Origin of the sequence: Pseudomonas sp. Choline-02u-1 (assembly GCF_002836515.1) — a bacterium.
Lineage (GTDB): Bacteria > Pseudomonadota > Gammaproteobacteria > Pseudomonadales > Pseudomonadaceae > Aquipseudomonas.
The window spans coordinates 17,186-38,564 of sequence record NZ_PJBC01000011.1; the positions used below are offsets into that span (position 1 = coordinate 17,186).

A 21,379-nucleotide genomic window follows, 5' to 3' on the forward strand; every position below is an offset into this window, starting at 1 on the left:
AGAAGTCATGGAATTTCTGAACGCCTTTTCCCATCTCGACTGGCAGCAGGTGATGCACCTGACCTGGCAGCACATCACTTTGGTCGGCATCGCCGTGACTCTGGCGATCGTTATCGGTGTGCCGCTGGGCATTCTGATGACGCGCTTTCCAGCCCTCGCCGGCCCGTTGCAGGCCAGCGCCACGGTGCTGCTGACTGTGCCGTCGATCGCCCTGTTCGGCCTGCTGCTGCCGTTCTATTCAAAATTCGGCCAGGGCCTCGGCCCGCTGCCGGCAATCACTGCCGTGTTTTTGTATTCCCTGCTGCCGATCATGCGCAACACCTACCTCGCCCTCACCGGCGTCGAGCCGGGCATTCGCGAAGCCGCGCGCGGCATCGGCATGACCTTCGGCCAGCGCCTGCGCATGGTTGAACTGCCCATCGCGGTGCCAGTGATCCTCGCTGGCGTGCGCACCGCCGTGGTGATGAACATCGGCGTGATGACCATCGCCGCCACCATCGGCGCTGGCGGTCTCGGTGTGCTGATCCTCGCCTCCATCAGCCGCAGCGACATGTCGATGCTCATCGTCGGCGCGCTGCTGGTCAGTCTTCTGGCGATCTTCGCCGACCTCTTCCTGCAGTGGCTGCAACGCTCGCTGACTCCAAAAGGACTCTTGAAATGATCGAACTTCAAAACCTCAGCAAGACCTTCCAAAGCAACGGCAAAGATGTCAAAGCCGTGGACTCGGTGAGCCTGACCGTCAATGAAGGCGAGATCTGCGTATTCCTCGGGCCATCGGGTTGCGGCAAAAGCACCACGCTGAAAATGATCAACCGCTTGATCAAACCGACCTCCGGCAAGATCCTGATCAACGGCGAAGACACCACCGATCTCGACGAGGTGACCCTGCGCCGCAACATCGGCTACGTGATCCAGCAGATCGGTCTGTTCCCCAACATGACCATCGAAGAGAACATCGTCGTGGTGCCGAAGCTGCTCGGCTGGGACAAACAGAAATGCCACGACCGCGCCCGCGAGCTGATGAGCATGATCAAGCTCGAGCCCAAGCAGTATCTGCATCGCTACCCGCGTGAATTGTCCGGTGGTCAGCAGCAGCGCATCGGTGTAATCCGTGCACTCGCAGCCGACGCCCCGCTGTTGCTGATGGACGAACCGTTCGGTGCGGTCGACCCGATCAACCGCGAGATGATCCAGAACGAATTCTTCGAGATGCAGCGCGCGCTGAACAAGACCGTGATCATGGTCAGCCATGACATCGATGAGGCGATCAAGCTCGGCGACAAGATTGCGATCTTCCGCGCCGGCAAACTGCTGCAGATCGATCATCCGGACACCCTGCTCGCGCACCCTGCGGATGATTTCGTCAGCAACTTCGTCGGTCAGGACAGCACGCTCAAGCGCCTGCTGTTGGTGAAAGCCGAAGACGCGGCGGACAACGCGCCATCGGTGAGCCCGGAAACGCCCGTAGCCGATGCGCTGGAATTGATGGACGAACATGACCGTCGCTATGTCGTGGTCACTTGTGCCGAGAACAAGGCGCTGGGTTACGTGCGCCGTCGCGACCTGCATCGCCAGACCGGCACTTGCGCGCAATTCCTTCGTGAGTTCAACGCCACCGCAGCGTACGACGAGCACCTGCGCATCCTGTTGTCGCGCATGTACGAGTTCAACCGCGCCTGGCTGCCGGTGATGGATGCCGAACGGGTGTTCCTCGGCGAGGTGACGCAGGAGTCGATTGCGGCGTACCTGAGTTCGGGCCGTTCGCGAGGAATGAAGACCAACATCGTCTCGCCGGCTGAAACTGTGGTCGCCTAAAAAGTACCCAACCTGTGGGAGCGGGCTTGCTCGCGAAGGCGATCGGTCAGTCAGCAGTGATGTCGACTGTGAAAACGCCTTCGCGAGCAAGCCCGCTCCCACAGGATCTGCGTGATTTTGTAGATGCTCACAAGGTGGCAAAGAATCTCAACAGCCTCATTGCCAAATGCGTTATCAATACTCCTTCTTCACAACTCAAAATCCCCTTCACAACTCGCTCTCGCCGCCAACGTCGCCGATGTTGTCGAGATCATACTTACCAGGGATCTCGCTGACAAAAGACCCGAACGTGCAGGTATCTTTAACACTCGAAATTTCGCCGGGAACATCTGTCCGTCATCTCGGTCGGGTAGAAGGAGTGATGAACGCTACGCACGTCAGAAGCGTGCAAAAACGCGACATTTTTTGTTGATCTCGCGCCCCTCACGCCCTAAAGTTCGCGCCGAACGTCCATGCTGGAAACGATCCATCCGGCTCAAGTACTGACGACGAGACAGCAAGGCCAAGGGAACGCTGCACATCTCCCATGGCCTTTTTGCTTTCGGCGACATGCCTTGGGAAGTAGGCGAACCAAAGTGGGGATACGGAGGGCGTTCATGCACCCATTGTTTAATGAAGTTTGCCGATAGGAGCTCTCCAGCATGTCGATCAAGGTCGAAGATTATTTCGCGCGCGCCACTTTTGACAAAATGAAGGCGTTCGCCGACAAACAGGAAACCCCGTTCGTGGTGATCGACACCGCGATGATCGCCCAGGCCTATGATGACCTGCGCGCCGGTTTCGAATTCGCCAAGGTCTACTACGCGGTCAAGGCCAATCCGGCCGTCGAGATCATCGACCTGCTCAAGGATAAGGGTTCGAGCTTCGACATCGCCTCGATCTACGAGCTGGACAAGGTCATGGACCGCGGCGTCAGCGCCGACCGTATCAGCTACGGCAACACCATCAAGAAATCCAAGGACATCCGCTACTTCTACGATAAGGGCGTGCGTCTTTTTTCCACCGACTCCGAAGCCGACCTGCGCAACATCGCCAAGGCTGCACCGGGCTCGAAAGTCTACGTACGCATTTTGACCGAAGGCTCGACCACCGCTGACTGGCCGTTGTCGCGCAAATTCGGCTGCCAGACCGACATGGCCATGGACCTGCTGATCCTCGCCCGCGACCTCGGTCTGGTGCCTTACGGCATCTCGTTCCACGTCGGTTCGCAGCAGCGCGATATCAGCGTCTGGGACGCGGCGATCGCCAAGGTCAAAGTGATTTTCGAGCGCCTGAAAGAAGAAGACGGCATCCACCTCAAGCTGATCAACATGGGCGGCGGCTTCCCGGCCAACTACATCACCCGCACCAACAGCCTGGAAACCTACGCTGAAGAAATCATCCGCTTCCTCAAGGAAGATTTCGGTGATGACCTGCCGGAAATCATCCTCGAGCCGGGCCGTTCGTTGATTGCCAACGCCGGCATTCTGGTCAGCGAAGTCGTGCTGGTTGCACGCAAGTCGCGCACTGCCGTCGAGCGCTGGGTTTATACCGATGTGGGCAAGTTCTCCGGCCTGATCGAAACCATGGACGAAGCGATCAAGTTCCCGATCTGGACTGAGAAGAAAGGCGAGATGGAAGAAGTGGTCATCGCCGGCCCGACCTGCGACAGCGCCGACATCATGTATGAGAACTACAAGTACGGTCTGCCGCTGAACCTGGCGATTGGTGATCGTCTCTACTGGTTGTCGACCGGTGCGTATACCACCAGTTACAGCGCCGTAGAGTTCAACGGCTTTCCGCCGTTGAAGTCCTACTACGTGTGAATCAATGCTCTGAATAAAAGGCCCCCACAGGGCCTTTTTTAATGGCGCAGCCACCTTTCAAGGTGGTTAAGCATTGCCATGAATTCTTCGGCTTGCTCTTTCGTCGCGGCCAGTTTGACATTCAGTTGGCTAAGTTTCGACACACGCTCTGCCGTCAGCAGTTCGTAAATGGCCAAGTCCATGCGCACGTCTGTTTCCTCCAGAAACACGCCGACTTGCATGCTGATGGACGCCACTGCGTTGAACAAGCCGACAACTCCCGCCTTGTATTCCACCGCCTGGACCAGCGGATCAGATGAAGAGTACGCCTCGTCCCATATCGGTTGGGTGCGCCTCTCGCGAAATAACTCCTGAACGACTGTCGGTTGGGCATGACACTGGCAGGAGCGGTGATCCATTGCCTTGGCAAATACCGATTTGAACCCGAACGACTCATCATGCACGTCGACGATTGTATATTTCAGCTGGCGTACCATCGCCCTTAACCTGTACAGGCGAAGCACCAGTTCGTGAACCAGATCCGACACATCGGTTGGCGGAAACAGGATCCAGGTCGGCGACCGGGACAAACTGTACAAGTTGAAATCCACTTGGCTGAGGACTGTATTGCGTGAGGTGTTTTTGCTGATTTGCAATGACTCGCTTGTAAACTTAGCCAGTTCCAGGACGAAAGCAATGCATTGTTGCCTGACCTCGTCGGTGCGTTCCCAGAAGCCTTGCAAATAGCGCTCATTGAAAGGGACATTGTTCAGACGCGAGTCACTGGCCAACACTGCCAGCGCATGACCGCCGGATCTGCGGCGTTCGAATACAACGGGGATATTGACCGTCATCGTGTGAACAGAGCCGAGCAACACTGTGTAGCGATCCAGAACGCGCCGCTGCTCTGCAGAAAACTCATGAGCAAGTAAATTCATATTATTCACAGGCGATGGGCACGCAGCCCACCGCCCCCGACTCCTTATTATCGAATCTGTTTCAGATAGGCGAGCACGTCGTCAATACGGGCGATTGCAGTAGCCGCCCGATCCTCGACGTGTTGTGCCTTGTTCTGCTTGAAGTCTTGGCAGAACGACTCAAAACCGAACACCAGATTCGAGTACTCATTCACATAGTTCCAGCGTCCATCGTCCAGTTGATCCAGCACAGTGACCAATTGAATTTTTCCGTCGATCCGAACGATGTCGTTTTGGTATTTCCTCACCTGTATACGCAAGTCGGCCGCTCTATCCTTGAGCCTGTTGTAGAACGCCTGCATGTTCAGGAAGGAAATCGCCTCACCGATACCAGAGATGATTTTTTTCAAGGTATCTATGGCCAATAGTGCAACCTGGACTTGAGGTGGCGCCAGACCCAAGGCTTTCAGGCGGTCCAGGGTTAGCTGTGCTTCCTCACCAATCTTCTCCACGCCGGCTTTGGCGATCAAATCGATTCCATCGGAAACCAGTTTCATCTCTGCTTCCAGGTCGATCAGTTTCTCTTCGGCGTTGATTTTCAGTGCTTGCGATGCATCACGATCCTGTTGCAGGGTCGCCACCCATTGCTGCGAAGTGGCCCGATCATAAGCAATGCTCATTGCGTTGCGGATGGCTTTCAGGTCTTCAGATCGCTCCGAAAGCTTGTTGAAAATGCCCTTGAGTTCGAATTCCATATCTTCGTGAATTTCTGGCTCATCGTCTGGACTGGGAAGCTCCGCCTGATAACCCTTGAGCTTGGTTTGCGCACGTTGTAGATAAATGATATTCGTCTGCGCCTGATTACGAATATCGAATGTTGCTCGTTGAACAGTAAGGCATAGCTCATTCATGCTGTTGACTGTTGCCGGTAGATAATTGAACTGCTCAAACAGCATTTGCGCCGTAGTATTTTCTGCTTGAATCACGCCAGCGTAATTACGCAGCGCCGTCATGTTGACTTCCGGATAAGCTGTGTGACTTTTTGGCGATAGCATGACGGTCCTGCTCCTGAATGTTTGAAGACTGCTTCCATACTCTTTGTCAGCCGCTGCGAATACACCCAGCAGTTGATCGGCACTGGCTTTGATCTGCTCCCACGGATCAATTACCCCGAGCAACTGATTTTTGAATTTCCTCAAAGAGGTTGCTTCTTCGAGGCGATCGACATCGCTGACGGATGCACTGATGTAAGTACTCAACGCGTTCCACACCAACATCAGATTTTGCGTCGCCACTTCAGCTTCGATCGCTACATAGCTCAGGTTTTGCAAGTCATCGCGCACCCTGTTCAACGAACTCAGTGTCTGATTCTTGCTGGCCATTTTCTGGTTATCCGCTTGTTGCTCGCCTTTAAGCCTGTTTCGCTCCTTGCGAATCTGCTCGGCCTTCACGCCCTGATAAATGCCGAGAATCAAACCGCCAATATGCAGCATCGCTGCAGACTTGATCGCTTCCTGGACCAGTTGATCATATTGCTTGTTAAGTTGATCAATCTCCTTCGAGCGCTGATCAATTACGCCTTGCAGCACCAGAATGTCCGCCTGGTAAGTATTTTTCGAGACGAACTCCAATCGCAGCCTGATTTCCGGCAAGACCTTTTCGCGCATATCGGTACCAAACGTGTCCAGTTCTTCGCGGACCCGCTCGGCTTTCCGATGGCAAAACCTGACCTTGCCGAGCAAGTCGTTAAGGTAGTCCTTGATCTCTGGAATATCACCTTCCGGCAAGTCCAAGCCAGTAAGATTGGGGATCTGTTGTTTGAGCTTCAGATACTCTTCCGGAGTGTTGATATCGTACTTTTCCAGATAACCGGAGATTTTCAGGTCTTCATAGATCTCGACAATACCCAAGCCGGTGCGGATGATGCTGCCCGCGAAGATCTTCAGATCAGTACCCGTGAGCATGATTTGCTCGCGCAATGGCGACCAGCGTTTGGCGTGGTCATAGGTGGTGGTAAACGTACGCAGAAAGTCCAACGGCTTCAGGCCCACACCGCCGTCATCACCTGCACCATAATTCAAGTAGGCAATAACGTCTTGCAACCTAATCGGCAGAGACAAACCAAGTACTTCATACTTTCTTAGACTGATGATCTGCTCTTTGGTCAATTGAATACCGGTGTCTCGAGTGTACTCATCACCCTCGCCAAGTGATGCACCGACAAACACCTGAGGTGCTTTTACAGCAGCCTCGACAATCTTGTTAGCCACAGTGATTCCCATAAGAAACTCCTTGTCTCTTCGAATAGTTGAGGAAAGTTATTTTCAACACCAACCATTCAACTTTTAAATTAATTGAACAGCGGTATCGCAAAGACACCTTAGGGCAACCAGATAAAAATCAACAAGCGCTTAAATGTGAGCAACCACTACGAGACAACTAACCAGCCGTTTAGGCAGATTGGATGATCAAACGATCCAGACTCACTGACAATAAAAACATGCCGTTACATGCCGGTTAATATGGATAAGCGCTGACGGTATGCCTCGCCCATTGCGCGAAGGCGCGGGTGCCGTGCTTTCATCAGCGACTCACCGGCGACCCGCAGGAATTTTTCGTTACCTGCAACCAGCGCTTTATCCAGCCAGCCAAGGGCATCGTCAATCCGCCCCGCCTCGGCGAGCATGGCGGCGTGACTGAATTGTCCGCGAAAATCCCCGGACTCAGCGGCACGGCGATACCATTCACGTGCCGCCCGCAAATCCTGCGGACAATGCTGTCCTTCTTCTAGATAACGACCCAACAGATTCATTGATTTAGCGTGGCCCAACCTAGCAGCGCGACGATACAAGTCCAGGGCCTGCGCCTGGTTTCGCGCGATGCCGCGACCGGTGGCGAGAAGATTGGCGAGGTTGTACATCGACCAATCCAGACCCGCTTCGGCAGCGACCCGATAATGCTGCGCCGCCACCGAGGCATCCGCCGCACAACCCCAACCATGCTCATGGCAACGTCCGAGCATGTTGCGCGCCATCAGGTGCCCTTGCCCGGCGGCGATACCGAACCAGCGCAGCGCCAGCGGTTGATCCTGGGCAATGCCTTGGCCATCGAGCAGAATCTGTCCGAGCAACGCCTGCGCTTCAATCTCGCCCGCACCCGCTGCGACGAGAATCGCCTGCGCCGCTCGGGCCGGGCTTTCTTCAAGCATTGCCGCCAACCCGGCCGCATCGAGGACTTCCTTGCGGCGCACCTGCAAATTCATACCTCCGCCCAACGCCGCAGCAGGTTGTGATAAGTGCCAGTGAGGCGGATCAGCGAGGGATGATCGGGGACGTCTTGTGTCAGTTGCTGAATCGCTCCGTCCATTTCGAACAGCAAGGCGCGCTGGCTGTCTTCGCGCACCAGACTTTGTGTCCAGAAGAACGAGGCATAACGTGCGCCGCGAGTGACGGCGTTGACCTTGTGCAAACTGCTGCCTGGATACAACACCATGTCGCCGGCCGGCAGTTTCACTCGCTGGGTGCCAAAGGTGTCCTGAATCTCCAGTTCGCCGCCGTCGTAATCGTCCGGCTCGCTGAAAAACAGCGTTGCCGACAAATCAGTGCGCACACGTTCGATACTGCCCTTGGGCTGGCGCACGGCGTTGTCGATGTGAAAGTCGAAACTGCCGCCAGCCGTGTAGCAGTTCAGCAACGGTGGGAAGACTTTGTGCGGCAACGCGGCGGACATGAACAGCGGATTTTTCCACAGCCGCTCGAGCATCGCCGCGCCGATTTCCTTGGCCAGCGGGTGACCCTCGGGCAGTTGCAGATTGTGCTTGGCCTTGGCCGACTGGAAGCCGGCGGTGATTTTGCCATCGGCCCAATCCGCCTGCTCCAGGGCCTGGCGGATGCGCTGCACTTCGTCTTTTGCGAACAGCCCGGGGATGTGCAGCAGCATGGCGATGTCACCTGATGGCAAGAAGACGGCAATGGTATTGATTCTTATTGAGCGTGTAAAACCCGCAAGACGAATGAATGGGCAAAAACCATAAGGGCAAATTGTAAAGAATGTAAATTCAATGCGAATAACAATGTTTCGCAATTGATACGAATACCCGTTTACCCTATATTCCGCCGCCTCAAATCCTTGGGGAGGGGAATAAAAATGGCACGTCAATACGCACAATTACCGGTCAGTTCACCACGTCTGCTCGCCTCGGCAATCGGTGTCGCGATCACCGCCGGCTCCGCTGGGCAGATGGTTTTCGCGGCGGAAAAAACCGACAGCAAAGCGTCCGGCAATGCCATCTCCCTGGACGCCACCGCCATCACGGGCGAAGCCCAGGACTCGGCCTCCTATCAGGTCGAAAAAGCCTCCTCGCCCAAGTACACCGCGCCGCTGGTCGACACGCCGCGCTCGGTTACCGTCATCCCGCAACAAGTGCTCAAGGATACCGGCGCGCTGAACATGCAGGACGCCTTGCGCACCGTGCCGGGCATCACTTTCGGTGCTGGTGAAGGCGGCAACCCCCAAGGCGATCGACCGTTCATTCGCGGCTTCGACGCCCAGGGCGACACCTACCTGGACGGCGTGCGCGACACCGGTTCGCAGAGCCGCGAAATCTTCGCCGTTGAAAACATCGAAGTCAGCAAAGGCCCGAACTCGGCGATTGGCGGTCGCGGCGCCGCCGGCGGCAGCATCAATCTGGTCAGCAAGAAAGCTCATCTGGGCGACTCGTTTGACGGTGGTTTCACCTACGGCTCCGACCAGACCCAGCGCTACACCCTCGACGGTAACTACCAGTTCAGCGACAGCGCGGCCGGCCGTCTCAACCTGATGAGCCACGAGAGCAACGTTGCCGGGCGCGACAAGGTCGATTACGACCGTTGGGGCATCGCCCCGTCCTTGGCGTTTGGCTTGGGCACCGATACCCGCGTCAACCTCGACTACTACCATCTGGAAAGCAACGACACACCGGACTCGGGCATCCCGTACAGCCTGTCGAACCCGCGCACCAAGTCCAATCCGGACAAGCCGTACGCCGGTGGCGATGACAGCAACTTCTACGGTCTGGACCGCGACTTCCGCAAGGGCCGCACCGACACCGCGACCTTCGCCATCGAGCACGACCTCAACGACGCGCTGACCCTCAAGAACACCCTGCGTCACGGCAGCAGCATGCAGGATTACATTCTCACCCAGCCGGACGACAGCAAGGGCAACGTCAACAACGGCACCGTCTGGCGTCGCGCCAACACGCGGGTCAGCAACACCGAAACCACCACCAACCAGACCGACCTGTTCGGCACCTTCTACGTGGCCGGTTTCAAGAACAGCTTCTCCACCGGGGTCGAATACACCCGCGAGCAGAGCGAAAAATCTTCGTACAACGTCAACACCGACACCACGCCGCGCACCACCAACGTGCCTTCGAGCAGCAACTGCACGCCGGCCATGCTCGGGGCTCCGAGCAATTACAACTGCACCTCGCTGTCGAACCCGAATCCGAACGATCCGTGGAACGGCGCAATCTCGCGCAACTACGCCGGCACTGACACCCAGGCCGACACCTACGCGCTGTACGTGTTCGACACGCTGGAGTTGTCCGAGCAATGGCTGGTGAACATGGGCCTGCGTTACGACCATTTCGACACCGACTACAAAACCTACAACGCCGCTGGCACCACGACTTCCAAGGGCGATGACACCAGCGAGTTCGTCACCGGCCAGTTCGGCGTGGTCTACAAGCCAGCGGAAAACGGCAGCATCTACGCCTCTTATGCAACCTCGGCGACACCGCCGGGCAACACCTTGGGCGAAGGTCAGGAAGGCAACCCGCTGGGCGGCACGCCGGATCGCAGCGGCAACCTGCTGAGCAGCGACATGGAGCCGGAAACCACCAAGAACTACGAAATCGGCACCAAGTGGGATCTGCTCAATGATCGCCTGTCGCTGACCGCCGACATCTTTCGCACCGAGAAGGAAAACGCGCGCGTGCAGGTCGACACCAGCTCCTACGAGAACGCCGGCAAGACCCGCGTGCAAGGCTTCGAACTGTCGGCCAGCGGCAAGATCACCGACAAGTGGCAGGTGTTCGCCGGTTACGCCTTCATGGACAGCGAACAGGTTGACGGTGGCCCGCTGGGTCGCGCCAACGACGGCAACGACTTGCCGAACACACCGAAAAACAGCGCCAGCCTGTGGACCACGTATCAGGTCACGCCGAAGCTGACGATCGGTGGTGGCGCGTTCTACGTCGACGACGTCTACGGCAGTGTCGCCAACACCACGATGGTCGATTCCTATGTACGTTACGACGCGATGGCGGCCTACAAGCTGACCAGGAATGTGGATCTGCAACTCAACGTGCAGAACCTGACCGACGAAACCTATTACGACAAAGCTTTCTCGACCCACTTCGCCAATCAGGCGGCGGGCCGGACGGCGCTGTTGAGCACCAATTTCCACTTCTGACCCTGTAGGAGCTGCGGCACGCTGCGATCTTTTGATCTTGCTTTTGATTCTGCAAAAAAATCAAAAGATCGCAGCCTTCGGCAGCTCCTACAAAGAACAATCCGCCCCGTTCATTCAATTGAACGGGGCTTTTGTGTGTTACGCAAAACGCTTCTTGATAACCCACGGCATAATGCGCGCCGTGATGACAAATTTCCGAACGGACGGCGAGTGACGTGTTGAAGAAAACCCTGTTCCAGTTGCACTGGTTTTTTGGCATCACCGCAGGGCTGGTGCTGGCTCTGATGGGCATCACCGGCGCGGCCTATTCGTTTCAGGACGAAATCCTGCGCGCGCTGAATCCGTCCGTGTTGCAGGTGGAAAAACAGGTTGCCGGGGTGTTGCCACCAGTGGAACTGGTGGAGCGCATCGAAGCCGCGTCCGGCAAGAAAGTCGCGATGCTCTGGGTCGAGACCGACAGCGGTCACGCCGCACGGGTGTTCTTCACCCCGCCCAAGGGCGAACGGCGAGGCGAGATGCGCTACTTCGATCCGTACACCGCGGAGTTCAAGGGCAACGCCACCGGCCAGGACTTCTTCGGCCTGATGCTGCAACTGCACCGCTTCCTCGCCATGGGCGACACCGGGCGCAACATCACCGGCGCCTGCACTTTGATGCTGTTGTTCTTCTGTCTCTCCGGCCTTTATCTGCGCTGGCCACGCCAGTGGAACAGCTGGCGCGTGTGGCTGACCCTGGACTGGAAAAAGAAAGGGCGCGCCTTCAATTGGGATTTGCACTCGGTGGCCGGCACCTGGTGCCTGTTGGTCTATCTGCTGTTGGCATTGACCGGGTTGTCGTGGTCGTACGAGTGGTACAACAAGGGCCTGACCCGGCTGCTTTCCGACGCGCCGCAAAACGAACGCGTACGCGGTGGTCGCGGCCCGGCGCCGGAAGGTCCGGCACCGATCGCCGACTACGCTGCGATGTGGAGCAGCATCTACAGCACCGCCGGCCCGGGTCTGGCCGCGTACAACATCCGCATGCCAGCGGTGGCCGGCCAACCGGCGACCGTGTTCTACCTGCTCGACAGCTCACCCCATGACCGCGCGCTGAACCAGATCACCCTCGATCCAGCCACCGGCGTAGTCAAACGCGTCGACCGCTATGCCGACAAAAGCTTCAAGGCACAACTGCTGACCAGCATTTATGCGCTGCACGTCGGCAGCTACTTCGGCCTCGTCGGGCGCATCATCGTGACGATTGCCGCGGTGTGCATGCCGCTGTTTTTTATCACCGGCTGGCTGCTGTACCTCGATCGGCGGCGCAAGAAAAAGCAGATAAAGGATGCCCGCCAAGGCCTCGTGCAACCGTCAGCCGATGCTTCGGCATGGCTGGTCGGCTTCGCCAGCCAGAGCGGTTTCGCCGAACAATTGGCGTGGCAGACCGCCGGACAATTGCAGGCCGCCGGGCTGCCAGTCAACGTGCAGCCGCTGGCCAATCTCAGCGAACAGGATCTGCGTGAGTCGAACAACGCATTGTTCGTAGTCAGCACCTTCGGCGACGGCGAAGCGCCCGACAGCGCCCGAGGTTTCGAACGCAAAGTGCTGGCCAAGGCCTCGACACTCGACAGCCTCAACTACGCCGTGCTCGGCCTCGGCGATCGGCAGTACGCGCACTTCTGCGGCTTCGCCAAGCGCCTGCATCAATGGCTCGGCGAACACGGCGGCAAAACGCTGTTCGCCCCGGTGGAAGTCGACAGCGGCGATCCCTACGCGCTGCGTCACTGGCAAACCCAACTCGGCCAGCTCACCGGACAGGCGCCGAGCGAAACCTGGCAAGCACCCAGCTACGACAACTGGACGCTGGTCCGTCGCGAACTGATGAACCCCGACAGCAGCGGCGCGCCGGTTTACCTGCTCGGCCTCAAAGCCCCGGACACCCGCAGCTGGCTGGCCGGTGATCTGGTCGAAGTGCTGCCGCGCAACTGCCCGTGGGCCATCGAACATTTCCTCGACGGCCTCGGCATTCGTGGCGAAACTCAAGTAAAGGTCAACGGCATCGACGAGCCGCTGGAAGTCGCCCTCGCCTCACGCCAGCTGCCCGAACACCGCGCGCATCTGGTCGGCCTGCATGCGCAATCGCTGGTCGACGCCATGGTGCCACTGGCGATGCGCGAATACTCGATCGCCTCGATTGCCGCTGACGGCGTGCTGGAACTGATCGTGCGCCAGGAACAGCACAACGACGGCAGCCTCGGCATCGGCTCCGGCTGGCTCACCGAGCATGCGCCAGTGGGTGGCAGCATCGGCCTGCGGGTACGGCGCAACAGCGCTTTCCATCTGCCAAACGAGCCGGTGCCGATGATCCTGCTGGGCAACGGCACCGGCCTCGCCGGCCTGCGCAGTTTGCTCAAGGCACGCATTGCCGATGGTCAGCAACGGCAGTGGCTGCTGTTCGGCGAGCGCAATCGCGAGCACGACTTCCTCTGCCGCGCCGAGCTGGAGGAATGGCTGGTCAACGGTGATCTGGCGCGATTGGATCTGGCCTTCTCGCGGGATCAGGCAGAGAAGATTTATGTGCAGGATCGCCTGCGGGATTCGGCCGATGAGCTGAAGCGATGGCTGGCTGATGGCGCCGTCATCTATATCTGCGGCAGCCTTCAAGGCATGGCCTCAGGCGTGGATCAGGCCCTCAACGATATCCTCGGCAGCGACGAAGTCGAACGTCTGATCGAACAGGGCCGCTATCGCCGGGACGTTTACTGACCCACCTCATGCCTCCTGTGGGAGCGGGCTCGCTCGCGAAGGCGTGGTGTCAGCACATATTTACTTGTCTGACCCACCGCCTTCGCGAGCAAGCCCGCTCCCACAAGGGGTTGCACTGCCGGTGAAGTCAGACCGGTTGTAGTTTCTGTTCGAAAACCGCTATGCCATCCAGATCCCGCAACACCACGCTCATCTCGCCGCTCTGCCCTTCGATATTCACCTCGCCAAAAAACTGAAAACCGGCAAACGGCGAGGTGTTCTGCGCCGGCGGTGCCTTCTCGAAAACCACTTCTGGCCCAAACGTCTTGTCCAGCGGATTCGGCCCGAAACTGCCGGCGTTCAACGGCCCGGCGACGAATTCCCAGAACGGTTCGAAATCCTGAAACGCCGCGCGATCCGGGTGGTAGTGATGCGCCGCGCAGTAATGCACGTCCGCCGTCAGAAATACGAAATTACGCACCTGCTGAGCGCGCAGAAAGCCGAGCAATTCGGCGATTTCCAGTTCGCGTCCCTGCGCCGGTCCGGGGTCGCCGTTAGCCACCGCTTCCCAACGCGCTACGCCCGGACTGACTTCGCCATCCGGAACGCCAAGGCCGATGGGCATGTCGGCGGCGATGACTTTCCACTGTGCCTTCGACGCCTTCAACTCAGCCTTGAGCCAGTCCAGTTGCTCGCGCCCGAGAAACGGTTTTGCCGCGCCAAGGTTGTCGTCATTGGCCTCGCGATAACTGCGCATATCCAGCACAAATACATCGAGCATCGGCCCGTAACTGAGCTTGCGATAAATGCGCCCGCCGCCGTCCGCCGCTTGCAAACGCATCGGCGCATATTCCAGCCACGCCTGCCGCGCGCGACCGACCAGCTTGTGGATATCTTTCTCCTGATAGCGCTCATCCAGCTGCTTGCCCGGCGACCAGTTGTTGACCACTTCGTGATCGTCCCACTGCCAGATTTGCGGCACTTCGGCGTTGAAGCGCCGGATGTTTTCGTCCATCAGGTTGTAGCGGTAGTTGCCGCGATAATCGTCGAGGGTCTGCGCGACTTTGCTCTTGGCTTGCGTGGTGAGGTTGCGCCAGATGCGCCCGCTTTCGGTGGTCAGTTGCGCGGGCACCGGGCCGTCGGCGTAGATGGTGTCGCCGCTGTGGATAAAGAAGTCGGGCAGGCGCAGGCGCATGGCTTCGTAGATGCGCATGCCGCCGATATCCGGGTTGATGCCGAAGCCCTGGCCGACGGTGTCACCGCTCCAGACAAAACGGATGTCCCGCCTGGCCGTCGGCACGCTGCGCAGGTGACCGAACCACGGCTCGCTGGCGACGCCGCTCTGGGCATCTTCGAAGTGCACACGATAGAAAATCGCCTGGTTCGCCGGCAGGCCGGTGAGTTCGACGCGAGCGGTGAAATCGCTGCGCGCATCGGCCAGTGGCGAGACGAATTTGCGCGGGTTGCCGAACAGGCTGCCAGTGTCCCACTCGACCACCATGCGCGCCGGGCGATCGCTGCGGCTCCAGATCATCGCGCGGTCGCCGAGCAGGTCGCCGGACTGCACGCCGTCGGTGAGCTGCGGACGATCCTTGACCGAAGCAATCACCGCCGGCGCCAGCCCTGGCAACAAGAGTCCGGCACCGACCGCTTGCATGACGCGACGCCGGCCGAGGTTGAAATCGCTCATGGTGTTCCCCCTGCAAAAGGGAAAACTTAAGCATGCCTATATGAACTCGCCATGACACCCGACACCCCGTAGTTCCAATGTGGCAGCGGGCTCGCTTGCTCCCACCACTGATCGCGGTCCGTCTGAGGAAATGCGATTGAATGTGGGCGCGGGCTTGCTCGCAAAGGCGTCGTGTCAGGCGATACTTTTTTATCTGACACTCCGCTTTTCGCGAGCAAGCCCGCTCCCACAGGGATTGGGTGTCGTCGGTCAGGCCTTGGCGGGCTCCAGCGCCAATTCCACAGCCTCAGGCCGTTTCAGCAGCGCATACACCACCGCCGTCACCAGACTCCCCGCCACAATCGCCAGCAGATACAGCAGCGCATGGTTGATCGCATTCGGGATCGCCAGCACAAACAAGCCACCGTGCGGCGCCATCAGCTTGCAGCCGAAGTACATCGACAAGGCGCCGGTCAGCGCGCCACCGGCGATGCTCGCCGGGATCACCCGCAGCGGGTCTTTCGCGGCAAACGGAATGGCCCCTTCAGAGATAAAGCACAGGCCCAGCACGAAAGCCGCTTTGCCGGCTTCGCGTTCAGTCTGGGCAAACTTGCGCCGCGCAATGAACGTCGCAATGCCCAGGCCAATCGGCGGCACCATGCCGGCGGCCATGGTCGCGGCCATCGGTGCGTAACTCTGCGAGGCCAGCAGCCCCACCGAAAACGCATAGGCAGCCTTGTTGATCGGCCCACCGAGGTCGACGCACATCATGCCGCCGAGCAACACACCCAGCAGAATTGCGTTGGTGGTGCCCATGCTGTCGAGGAACTGCGTAAGCGCCGCGAGCATGCCGGCGACCGGTTTGCCGACCACGTAAATCATCACCAGACCGGTGACCAGACTGGCCAGCAACGGGATGATCAGAATCGGCTTCAGCGCTTCCAGGCTCTGCGGCAATTTCACATAGCGGGCGATGGCTTTGGCGGCGTAACCGGCGATGAAACCGGCAATGATCCCACCGATGAATCCGGCGCCCAGAGTGCCTGCGAGCAAGCCGCCGATCATCCCCGGCGCAAGGCCCGGGCGGTCGGCAATCGAGTAGGCGATGTAACCGGCGAGCAGCGGCACCATCAGCTTGAACGCGGTTTCGCCGCCGATCTGCATCAGCGCCGCCGCCAGCGTGCCTTCTTCCTTGTACGCGGTGATGCCGAACACGAAGGACAGCGCAATCAGCAAACCACCCGCCACCACCATCGGCAGCATGTACGAAACGCCAGTCAGCAAGTGTTTGTAGACGCCGATTTTCTCCGACTTGGCGGGGGCCTTGCCGTCGCTTGCCGCACTTTCCACTGCGCCTTCGGCCAGGGCTTTTTTCAGAGTCGCTTCGGATTGCTTAAGCGCAACGCCAGTGCCGCAGCGATAGATCTTCTTGCCGGCGAAACGCTCGGTGGCGACGTCGATATCCGCCGCCAGCAGCACCACGTCTGCCTCGGCGATGGCCGTGGCGCTGAGCGGGGTTTTCGCGCCGACCGAGCCTTGAGTTTCGACCTGCAATTCATAGCCCAGGCGCTTGGCAGTCTGCTGCAACGCTTCGGCGGCCATGAAGGTGTGGGCGACGCCGGTCGGGCAGGCAGTGATAGCAACAATGCGCGGCGTACGTGGCGCGTCAGCAGCCGGCTCGACTGCGCTGGCCACGTAGATTTCGGCCTCTTCAGCGCCGCGACGCAGCACCGTTTCGACATCCTGCAATGCCTGCGCCGGGGCGATCTGAAAAACCCGCTTACCGACAAAACGATGCATGTCGACCGGGCCGGTAGTCACCAGCAGAATCCACTCCGCCGCTTCAATGGTTGCCGCCGACAACTCGCGTTCCGGGTGCGCCGGATCGACCACCTCCACGCTGGTGCTCCAGCCCTGACGCTGCGCCGCGGCATCAAGCAGACGCGCGCACAAGACGCTGGTGACCATGCCGTTCGGGCAAGCCGTAACAATGGCTAACTTCATGACAAACCCTCTTATTGTTCTGTCAGGGGGCGCACGCGCACGCCCTGTTCGAGCTGCGCCAGTTGCGCGGCGTCGTTGATGCCGAAACCGATCTGGGTCACCGCCATCGCCGCAATCGCGGTGGCGGTGCGCAGGGTTTGCTCGGGCGTATCGGCGCTGAGCAGACCGTGGAGCATGCCGGCCAGCAACGAGTCACCGGCACCGACCGTACTGGCGACGCTGACCTTAGGCGGCGTGGCGTGCAGGGCCGAGCCGACACTGAACCAGTTCACGCCGTCGGCACCGTGGGAAATCACCACATGCTCGATGCCTTTCCCGTGCAGGCGTGCAGCCGCTTGCGCCTCGGCAATCGACGAAACCACTTCACAGCCGAGCGCATGGGCCAGTTCTTCGGTGTTCGGTTTGATCAGCCAAGGCCCGGCCTGCAATGCCGCACGCAACGCTTCGCCGCTGGAGTCGAGGGCGACTTTCAGGCCGAGCGCATTGAGTTTTTCGATCAGCTCACGCAGCCACTGCGCAGTGACGCCGCGCGGCAGACTGCCAGCGACCACCACCGCATCGTGCTCCGGTGCGATTTGCAGCAGACGGTCGAGCAACGCTTGCTGCGCCGTTGCATCGACCACCGGACCGGGGCCGTTGATATCGGTGATGCGCCCGTCCTGTTCGGCGACCTTGATATTGCTGCGCGTCTCGCCCGGCACGCGGATGAACGCGTCGACGAAGCCGCGCTTGGCGAACAGGGTTTCGAACGCTTGCAGATTGTCTTCGCCGAGAAAGCCGCTGACGGTGACCTGATGGCCAAGATCCGCCAGCACCTGAGCGACGTTGACGCCTTTGCCCGCAGCGTGGGTATGCATCTCATCGCTGCGATTGACCTGACCGGCTTCCAGCTGCGGCAACTCGACGGTGAGGTCGAGCGCCGGGTTGAGGGTCAGGGTGAGAATTTTGGCCATTACAGGGCCTCCACTAATGCGCGCACTTCGTTGGCGCTGCCCACGGCCAAGGCCTGTTGAGCAAGGGTTTGCGCCTGGTTCAGGCTGAGTTCACGGATGCGCGCCTTGACTTCGGCAATGCTGCGACCGGACACGCTGAGCTCGTCAACACCGAGGCCGACCAGCACCGGCACCGCCAGCGGATCAGCCGCCAGTTCGCCGCAGACACCGACCCATTTGCCATGCGCATGGGCGGCGCGCACGGTGATGTCGATCAGTTGCAGAACCGCCGGGTGCAAGCCGTCCGCTTGTGCAGACAGCGTCGGGTGACCACGGTCGATGGCCAGGGTGTATTGCGTGAGGTCGTTGGTGCCGACGCTGAAGAAATCGACTTCCTTGGCCAGCACTGGCGCAAGCAGTGCCGCGGACGGCACCTCGATCATGATCCCCAGTTGCAGGTCGGCGACCGGAATCTCCAGACGCAGACGCTCGGTCATGTCGCGGGCCTGGCGCCATTCTTCGACGCTGCCGACCATGGGGAACATGATCCGCAGCGGACGGTTGTCAGCCGAGCGCAGCAAGGCGCGCAGTTGCGCTTCCATGATCTGCGGACGCTGCAAGGTCAGGCGAATGCCGCGCACGCCGAGGAACGGGTTTTCTTCCTTGGCGATCGGCCAATACGGCAGCGGTTTGTCGCCGCCGACGTCCAGCGTGCGCACCACCAGGGGGCGCCCGGCCAGACCATCGAGCACGCGACGGTATTCGGCTTCCTGTGTCGCCTCGTCCGGCGCCTGCGGATGAGCCATGAAAATCAGTTCGGTGCGCAGCAGGCCGATGCCTTCGGCGCCCTGCTCCACCGCGCTGGTCACGCCTGCGCTTTCGCCGATGTTGGCGAATACTTCAACGGCATGGCCGTCAGTGGTGTGCGCCGGTTGATGGCGTTGTTCGGCGGCAATTTTCAGGCGTTGCTCGCGGGTGTCGCGTTCTTCGGCGGCACGTTTGAGGGTCGCGGCATCGGCGTCGACATGCAGGCGCCCGCGCTGGCCGTCGAGCAGCAACGGCGTGCCCGGTTCCAGTAGCAACACCGCTGCTCCTGCGCCAACCAGCGCCGGAATGCCGAGGGCACGAGCAACGATTGCGCTGTGTGCGGTGGCACCGCCGCGCGCGGTGAGAATTCCCGCGACGCGCACCGGATCCAGACGCGCGACATCGGACGGGCCAACTTCGTCCATCACCAGAATGTACGGCTGCTCCGGCTCGTTCGCGGTTTGCACGCCACACAATTGCGCCAGCACCCGACGCCCGATATCGCGTAGATCCGCCGCACGCTCGGCAAGCAAAGCGTCCTGCAGCGCTTCCTGTTGTTTAGCGGCGGCTTCGATCACCGCCATCCATGCCGCTTCGGCGCTCTCGCCTTGCTTGAGACGAGTAGCGACTTCATCGGTGAGATCCGGGTCGTCGAGCATTTCCTGATGAGTAATGAAAATCTCGCGAATGGCCTTGGCCTTGCTGCGTTCGATCAGGCCCTGAATGCCTGTGCGCACGTCGCTCAGCGCTTGCGTGAGACGCTCACGCTCGATGGCGGCAGACTCGCCGCGCAACGGGTAATCAATGTGTTGCTGAACCTGAACGTGGGCCGGGCCGATGGCAATGCCCGGCGCTGCCGGAATCGCTTGCAGCAGGCTGCCTGATGCCGGGGCGACCAGCACCTCAGCAATATCGGCAATCACTTCACGCTGCTGACTGACCGCGGGCAGCGGCTCGACTTCTTCGCCGAGGCCTTCTTCGATGGCGGCGAGCAGTGCTGGCAAGGCATCGGCGGCGATGCCTGGCTCGGCGATCAACTCCAGCACCTGACCACGCCGGGCGCCGAGGCTAAGCAGTTTGCTCAAACTTTTGACCGACACCGCGCTGTCCTGGCTGTCGACGATGCGCACACGAATTTCGCCGTCAAAACTCTTCGCCAGTTGCGCGAGAATCTTCGCCGGACGCGCATGCAAACCGTGGGCGTTGGCCAAGGCAATGCGCGCACTTGGCCAGTCGGCCGGCAGTTCACCGCCGAGCACTTCAAGGACTTTGCGGCTGCTGGTGGCGCGACCCAATTCATGACCGCGACCTTCGATCAGCAGCGCACACAAACGCTCGAGCAACGCCTGATGCGCTTCGCCCAGGCTGGCCAGACAAAACAGACCGCTGAGCGGCTGGCCGAGGTAACGCATCGGTTTGTCAGGAGTGACGAACGCCAGGCCCGGACGTTTCACGGTCTGCTCGCTGTGCAGCCACCACAGGCCATCGCCCAGCGGCAGCGCTTCGACTTGCTGCAACACACCGGCAAAGCCGTTGCTCACACAATCGGCCTGACGCAGCAGACGCGCGCCGCGCCAGACCAATTCTTCGAAATCGTCGGCCGAGACGCCGAGACCGATCATCTGCGCGTCCAGCGCCAATTCCTGCGGCGCGCCTTGCAGCAGTTTCAGCAGCGCCTCGGGGGAGCTGGCGCGACGCAGGGCCTGGCCCAGATCGGTCTCGCCGAGGGCGCGGGTCAGCAGCTGTAGCAGGCGCAGGTGTTCGTCGGATTTTGCCGCAATGCCGATGGCCAGATAAACGATCTGGCCATCGCCCCAGTCGACGCCGTCGGGAAACTGCATCAGGCGCACGCCGGTGGCGAATACCTGATCGCGGGTTTGCGGGGTGCCGTGGGGAATGGCGATGCCTTGACCGAGAAAGGTCGAGCCCTGGGCTTCCCGGGCCTGCAGGCCGGCGAGGTAACCGTCGGCCACCAGACCGTCGGCGACCAGATGACTGGCCAGCAATTGCAGGGCAGCGGGTTTATCCACGGCCGACTGGCCCATGGATATCTGCTCTATAGTGAGCTCGAGCATGCGATCTCCTTTTTGGCGCAGTACAACGCCAGGTATTGTTTTGAATGGTTCACAGCTTAGGCGCTCTGCCGCGCTTTTCAGCGGCAGTTTTGGCGGTTTCACGGCAGAACCGGCCAAAGGCGTCCAAAACGTAGAAAATACGCTTGCTGAAACGTTTAATCTAGATTGATCGGCACGTTACTCGATAATGTCTCATC

Annotated in this window: 13 protein-coding genes; 5 read left to right on the forward strand and 8 right to left on the reverse strand. The window is 59.7% G+C overall.

Going from position 1 to position 21,379, the window contains the following annotated elements:
• Positions 1-7: 7 nt before the first annotated feature.
• From CXF97_RS08880 to CXF97_RS08895, 3 genes are all read left to right on the forward strand, one after another.
• Positions 8-661, forward strand: coding sequence for an ABC transporter permease (locus CXF97_RS08880; protein ID WP_090281735.1), 654 nt, complete (start codon positions 8-10; stop codon positions 659-661).
• Positions 658-1,815 carry a betaine/proline/choline family ABC transporter ATP-binding protein gene (locus CXF97_RS08885; protein WP_039759487.1) on the forward strand — a complete coding sequence of 386 codons (1,158 nt, stop codon included), beginning with the start codon at positions 658-660 and terminating at the stop codon, positions 1,813-1,815. Before CXF97_RS08880 ends, CXF97_RS08885 begins: the two co-directional genes overlap by 4 nt.
• A 641-nt stretch (positions 1,816-2,456) precedes the next feature.
• The gene (locus tag CXF97_RS08895) at positions 2,457-3,620 is read left to right on the forward strand and encodes a type III PLP-dependent enzyme (protein ID WP_101158017.1); all 1,164 of its coding nucleotides are present in this window, start codon (positions 2,457-2,459) and stop codon (positions 3,618-3,620) included.
• Between the two features lie 38 nt (positions 3,621-3,658).
• Here the strand turns inward: CXF97_RS08895 and CXF97_RS08900 are convergent, their stop codons facing one another.
• The 4 genes from CXF97_RS08900 to CXF97_RS08915 all read right to left on the reverse strand — a co-directional run bounded on the left by CXF97_RS08900 (position 3,659) and on the right by CXF97_RS08915 (position 8,455).
• A complete protein-coding gene (locus CXF97_RS08900) occupies positions 3,659-4,537 on the reverse strand; it encodes a hypothetical protein (RefSeq protein WP_101158197.1) in 879 nt (292 codons plus the stop codon).
• Positions 4,538-4,584: 47 nt separating this feature from the next.
• Entirely contained in the window at positions 4,585-6,798 is a 2,214-nt protein-coding gene (locus CXF97_RS08905) for an alpha-xenorhabdolysin family binary toxin subunit A (RefSeq protein ID WP_101158019.1), read from the reverse strand.
• 224 nt (positions 6,799-7,022) lie between these two features.
• Positions 7,023-7,778 carry a tetratricopeptide repeat protein gene (locus tag CXF97_RS08910; RefSeq protein WP_101158021.1) on the reverse strand — a complete coding sequence of 252 codons (756 nt, stop codon included), beginning with the start codon at positions 7,776-7,778 and terminating at the stop codon, positions 7,023-7,025.
• Positions 7,775-8,455: a Fe2+-dependent dioxygenase gene (locus tag CXF97_RS08915; RefSeq protein ID WP_101158023.1), complete on the reverse strand. Its 681-nt coding sequence runs from the start codon at positions 8,453-8,455 to the stop codon at positions 7,775-7,777. The genes CXF97_RS08910 and CXF97_RS08915 overlap by 4 nt, the downstream gene beginning before the upstream one ends.
• 207 nt (positions 8,456-8,662) lie before the next feature.
• Between CXF97_RS08915 and CXF97_RS08920 the strand changes: the two genes are divergently transcribed.
• Positions 8,663-10,972, forward strand: coding sequence for a TonB-dependent siderophore receptor (locus tag CXF97_RS08920; RefSeq protein ID WP_101158025.1), 2,310 nt, complete (start codon positions 8,663-8,665; stop codon positions 10,970-10,972).
• A gap of 215 nt (positions 10,973-11,187) precedes the next feature.
• Positions 11,188-13,716 (forward strand): sulfite reductase flavoprotein subunit alpha, encoded by a 2,529-nt coding sequence (locus CXF97_RS08930; RefSeq protein ID WP_101158029.1) that lies wholly within the window; start codon positions 11,188-11,190, stop codon positions 13,714-13,716.
• A gap of 127 nt (positions 13,717-13,843) precedes the next feature.
• Here CXF97_RS08930 and CXF97_RS08935 read toward each other — a convergent pair whose 3' ends face one another.
• The 4 genes from CXF97_RS08935 to ptsP all read right to left on the reverse strand — a co-directional run bounded on the left by CXF97_RS08935 (position 13,844) and on the right by ptsP (position 21,182).
• Positions 13,844-15,385 carry an alkaline phosphatase gene (locus CXF97_RS08935; RefSeq protein ID WP_101158031.1) on the reverse strand — a complete coding sequence of 514 codons (1,542 nt, stop codon included), beginning with the start codon at positions 15,383-15,385 and terminating at the stop codon, positions 13,844-13,846.
• 249 nt (positions 15,386-15,634) lie between these two features.
• Positions 15,635-17,368: a PTS fructose-like transporter subunit IIB gene (locus CXF97_RS08940; protein ID WP_101158033.1), complete on the reverse strand. Its 1,734-nt coding sequence runs from the start codon at positions 17,366-17,368 to the stop codon at positions 15,635-15,637.
• 11 nt (positions 17,369-17,379) lie between these two features.
• Entirely contained in the window at positions 17,380-18,321 is a 942-nt protein-coding gene (pfkB, locus tag CXF97_RS08945; RefSeq protein WP_101158035.1) for a 1-phosphofructokinase, read from the reverse strand.
• A complete protein-coding gene (gene ptsP, locus CXF97_RS08950) occupies positions 18,321-21,182 on the reverse strand; it encodes a phosphoenolpyruvate--protein phosphotransferase (protein ID WP_101158037.1) in 2,862 nt (953 codons plus the stop codon). Before ptsP ends, pfkB begins: the two co-directional genes overlap by 1 nt.
• Between the last annotated feature and the right edge of the window lie 197 nt (positions 21,183-21,379).

What these genes read in the sequence shown, in the direction of transcription:
- CXF97_RS08880 (WP_090281735.1), top strand. Translation starts at nt 8, where the DNA reads ATGGAATTTCTGAACGCCTTTTCCCATCTCGACTGGCAGCAGGTGATG.
- CXF97_RS08885 (WP_039759487.1), top strand. Translation starts at nt 658, where the DNA reads ATGATCGAACTTCAAAACCTCAGCAAGACCTTCCAAAGCAACGGCAAA.
- CXF97_RS08895 (WP_101158017.1), top strand. Translation starts at nt 2,457, where the DNA reads ATGTCGATCAAGGTCGAAGATTATTTCGCGCGCGCCACTTTTGACAAA.
- CXF97_RS08900 (WP_101158197.1), bottom strand. Translation starts at nt 4,537, where the DNA reads ATGAATTTACTTGCTCATGAGTTTTCTGCAGAGCAGCGGCGCGTTCTG.
- CXF97_RS08905 (WP_101158019.1), bottom strand. Translation starts at nt 6,798, where the DNA reads ATGGGAATCACTGTGGCTAACAAGATTGTCGAGGCTGCTGTAAAAGCA.
- CXF97_RS08910 (WP_101158021.1), bottom strand. Translation starts at nt 7,778, where the DNA reads ATGAATTTGCAGGTGCGCCGCAAGGAAGTCCTCGATGCGGCCGGGTTG.
- CXF97_RS08915 (WP_101158023.1), bottom strand. Translation starts at nt 8,455, where the DNA reads ATGCTGCTGCACATCCCCGGGCTGTTCGCAAAAGACGAAGTGCAGCGC.
- CXF97_RS08920 (WP_101158025.1), top strand. Translation starts at nt 8,663, where the DNA reads ATGGCACGTCAATACGCACAATTACCGGTCAGTTCACCACGTCTGCTC.
- CXF97_RS08935 (WP_101158031.1), bottom strand. Translation starts at nt 15,385, where the DNA reads ATGAGCGATTTCAACCTCGGCCGGCGTCGCGTCATGCAAGCGGTCGGT.
- CXF97_RS08940 (WP_101158033.1), bottom strand. Translation starts at nt 17,368, where the DNA reads ATGAAGTTAGCCATTGTTACGGCTTGCCCGAACGGCATGGTCACCAGC.
- pfkB (WP_101158035.1), bottom strand. Translation starts at nt 18,321, where the DNA reads ATGGCCAAAATTCTCACCCTGACCCTCAACCCGGCGCTCGACCTCACC.
- ptsP (WP_101158037.1), bottom strand. Translation starts at nt 21,182, where the DNA reads ATGCTCGAGCTCACTATAGAGCAGATATCCATGGGCCAGTCGGCCGTG.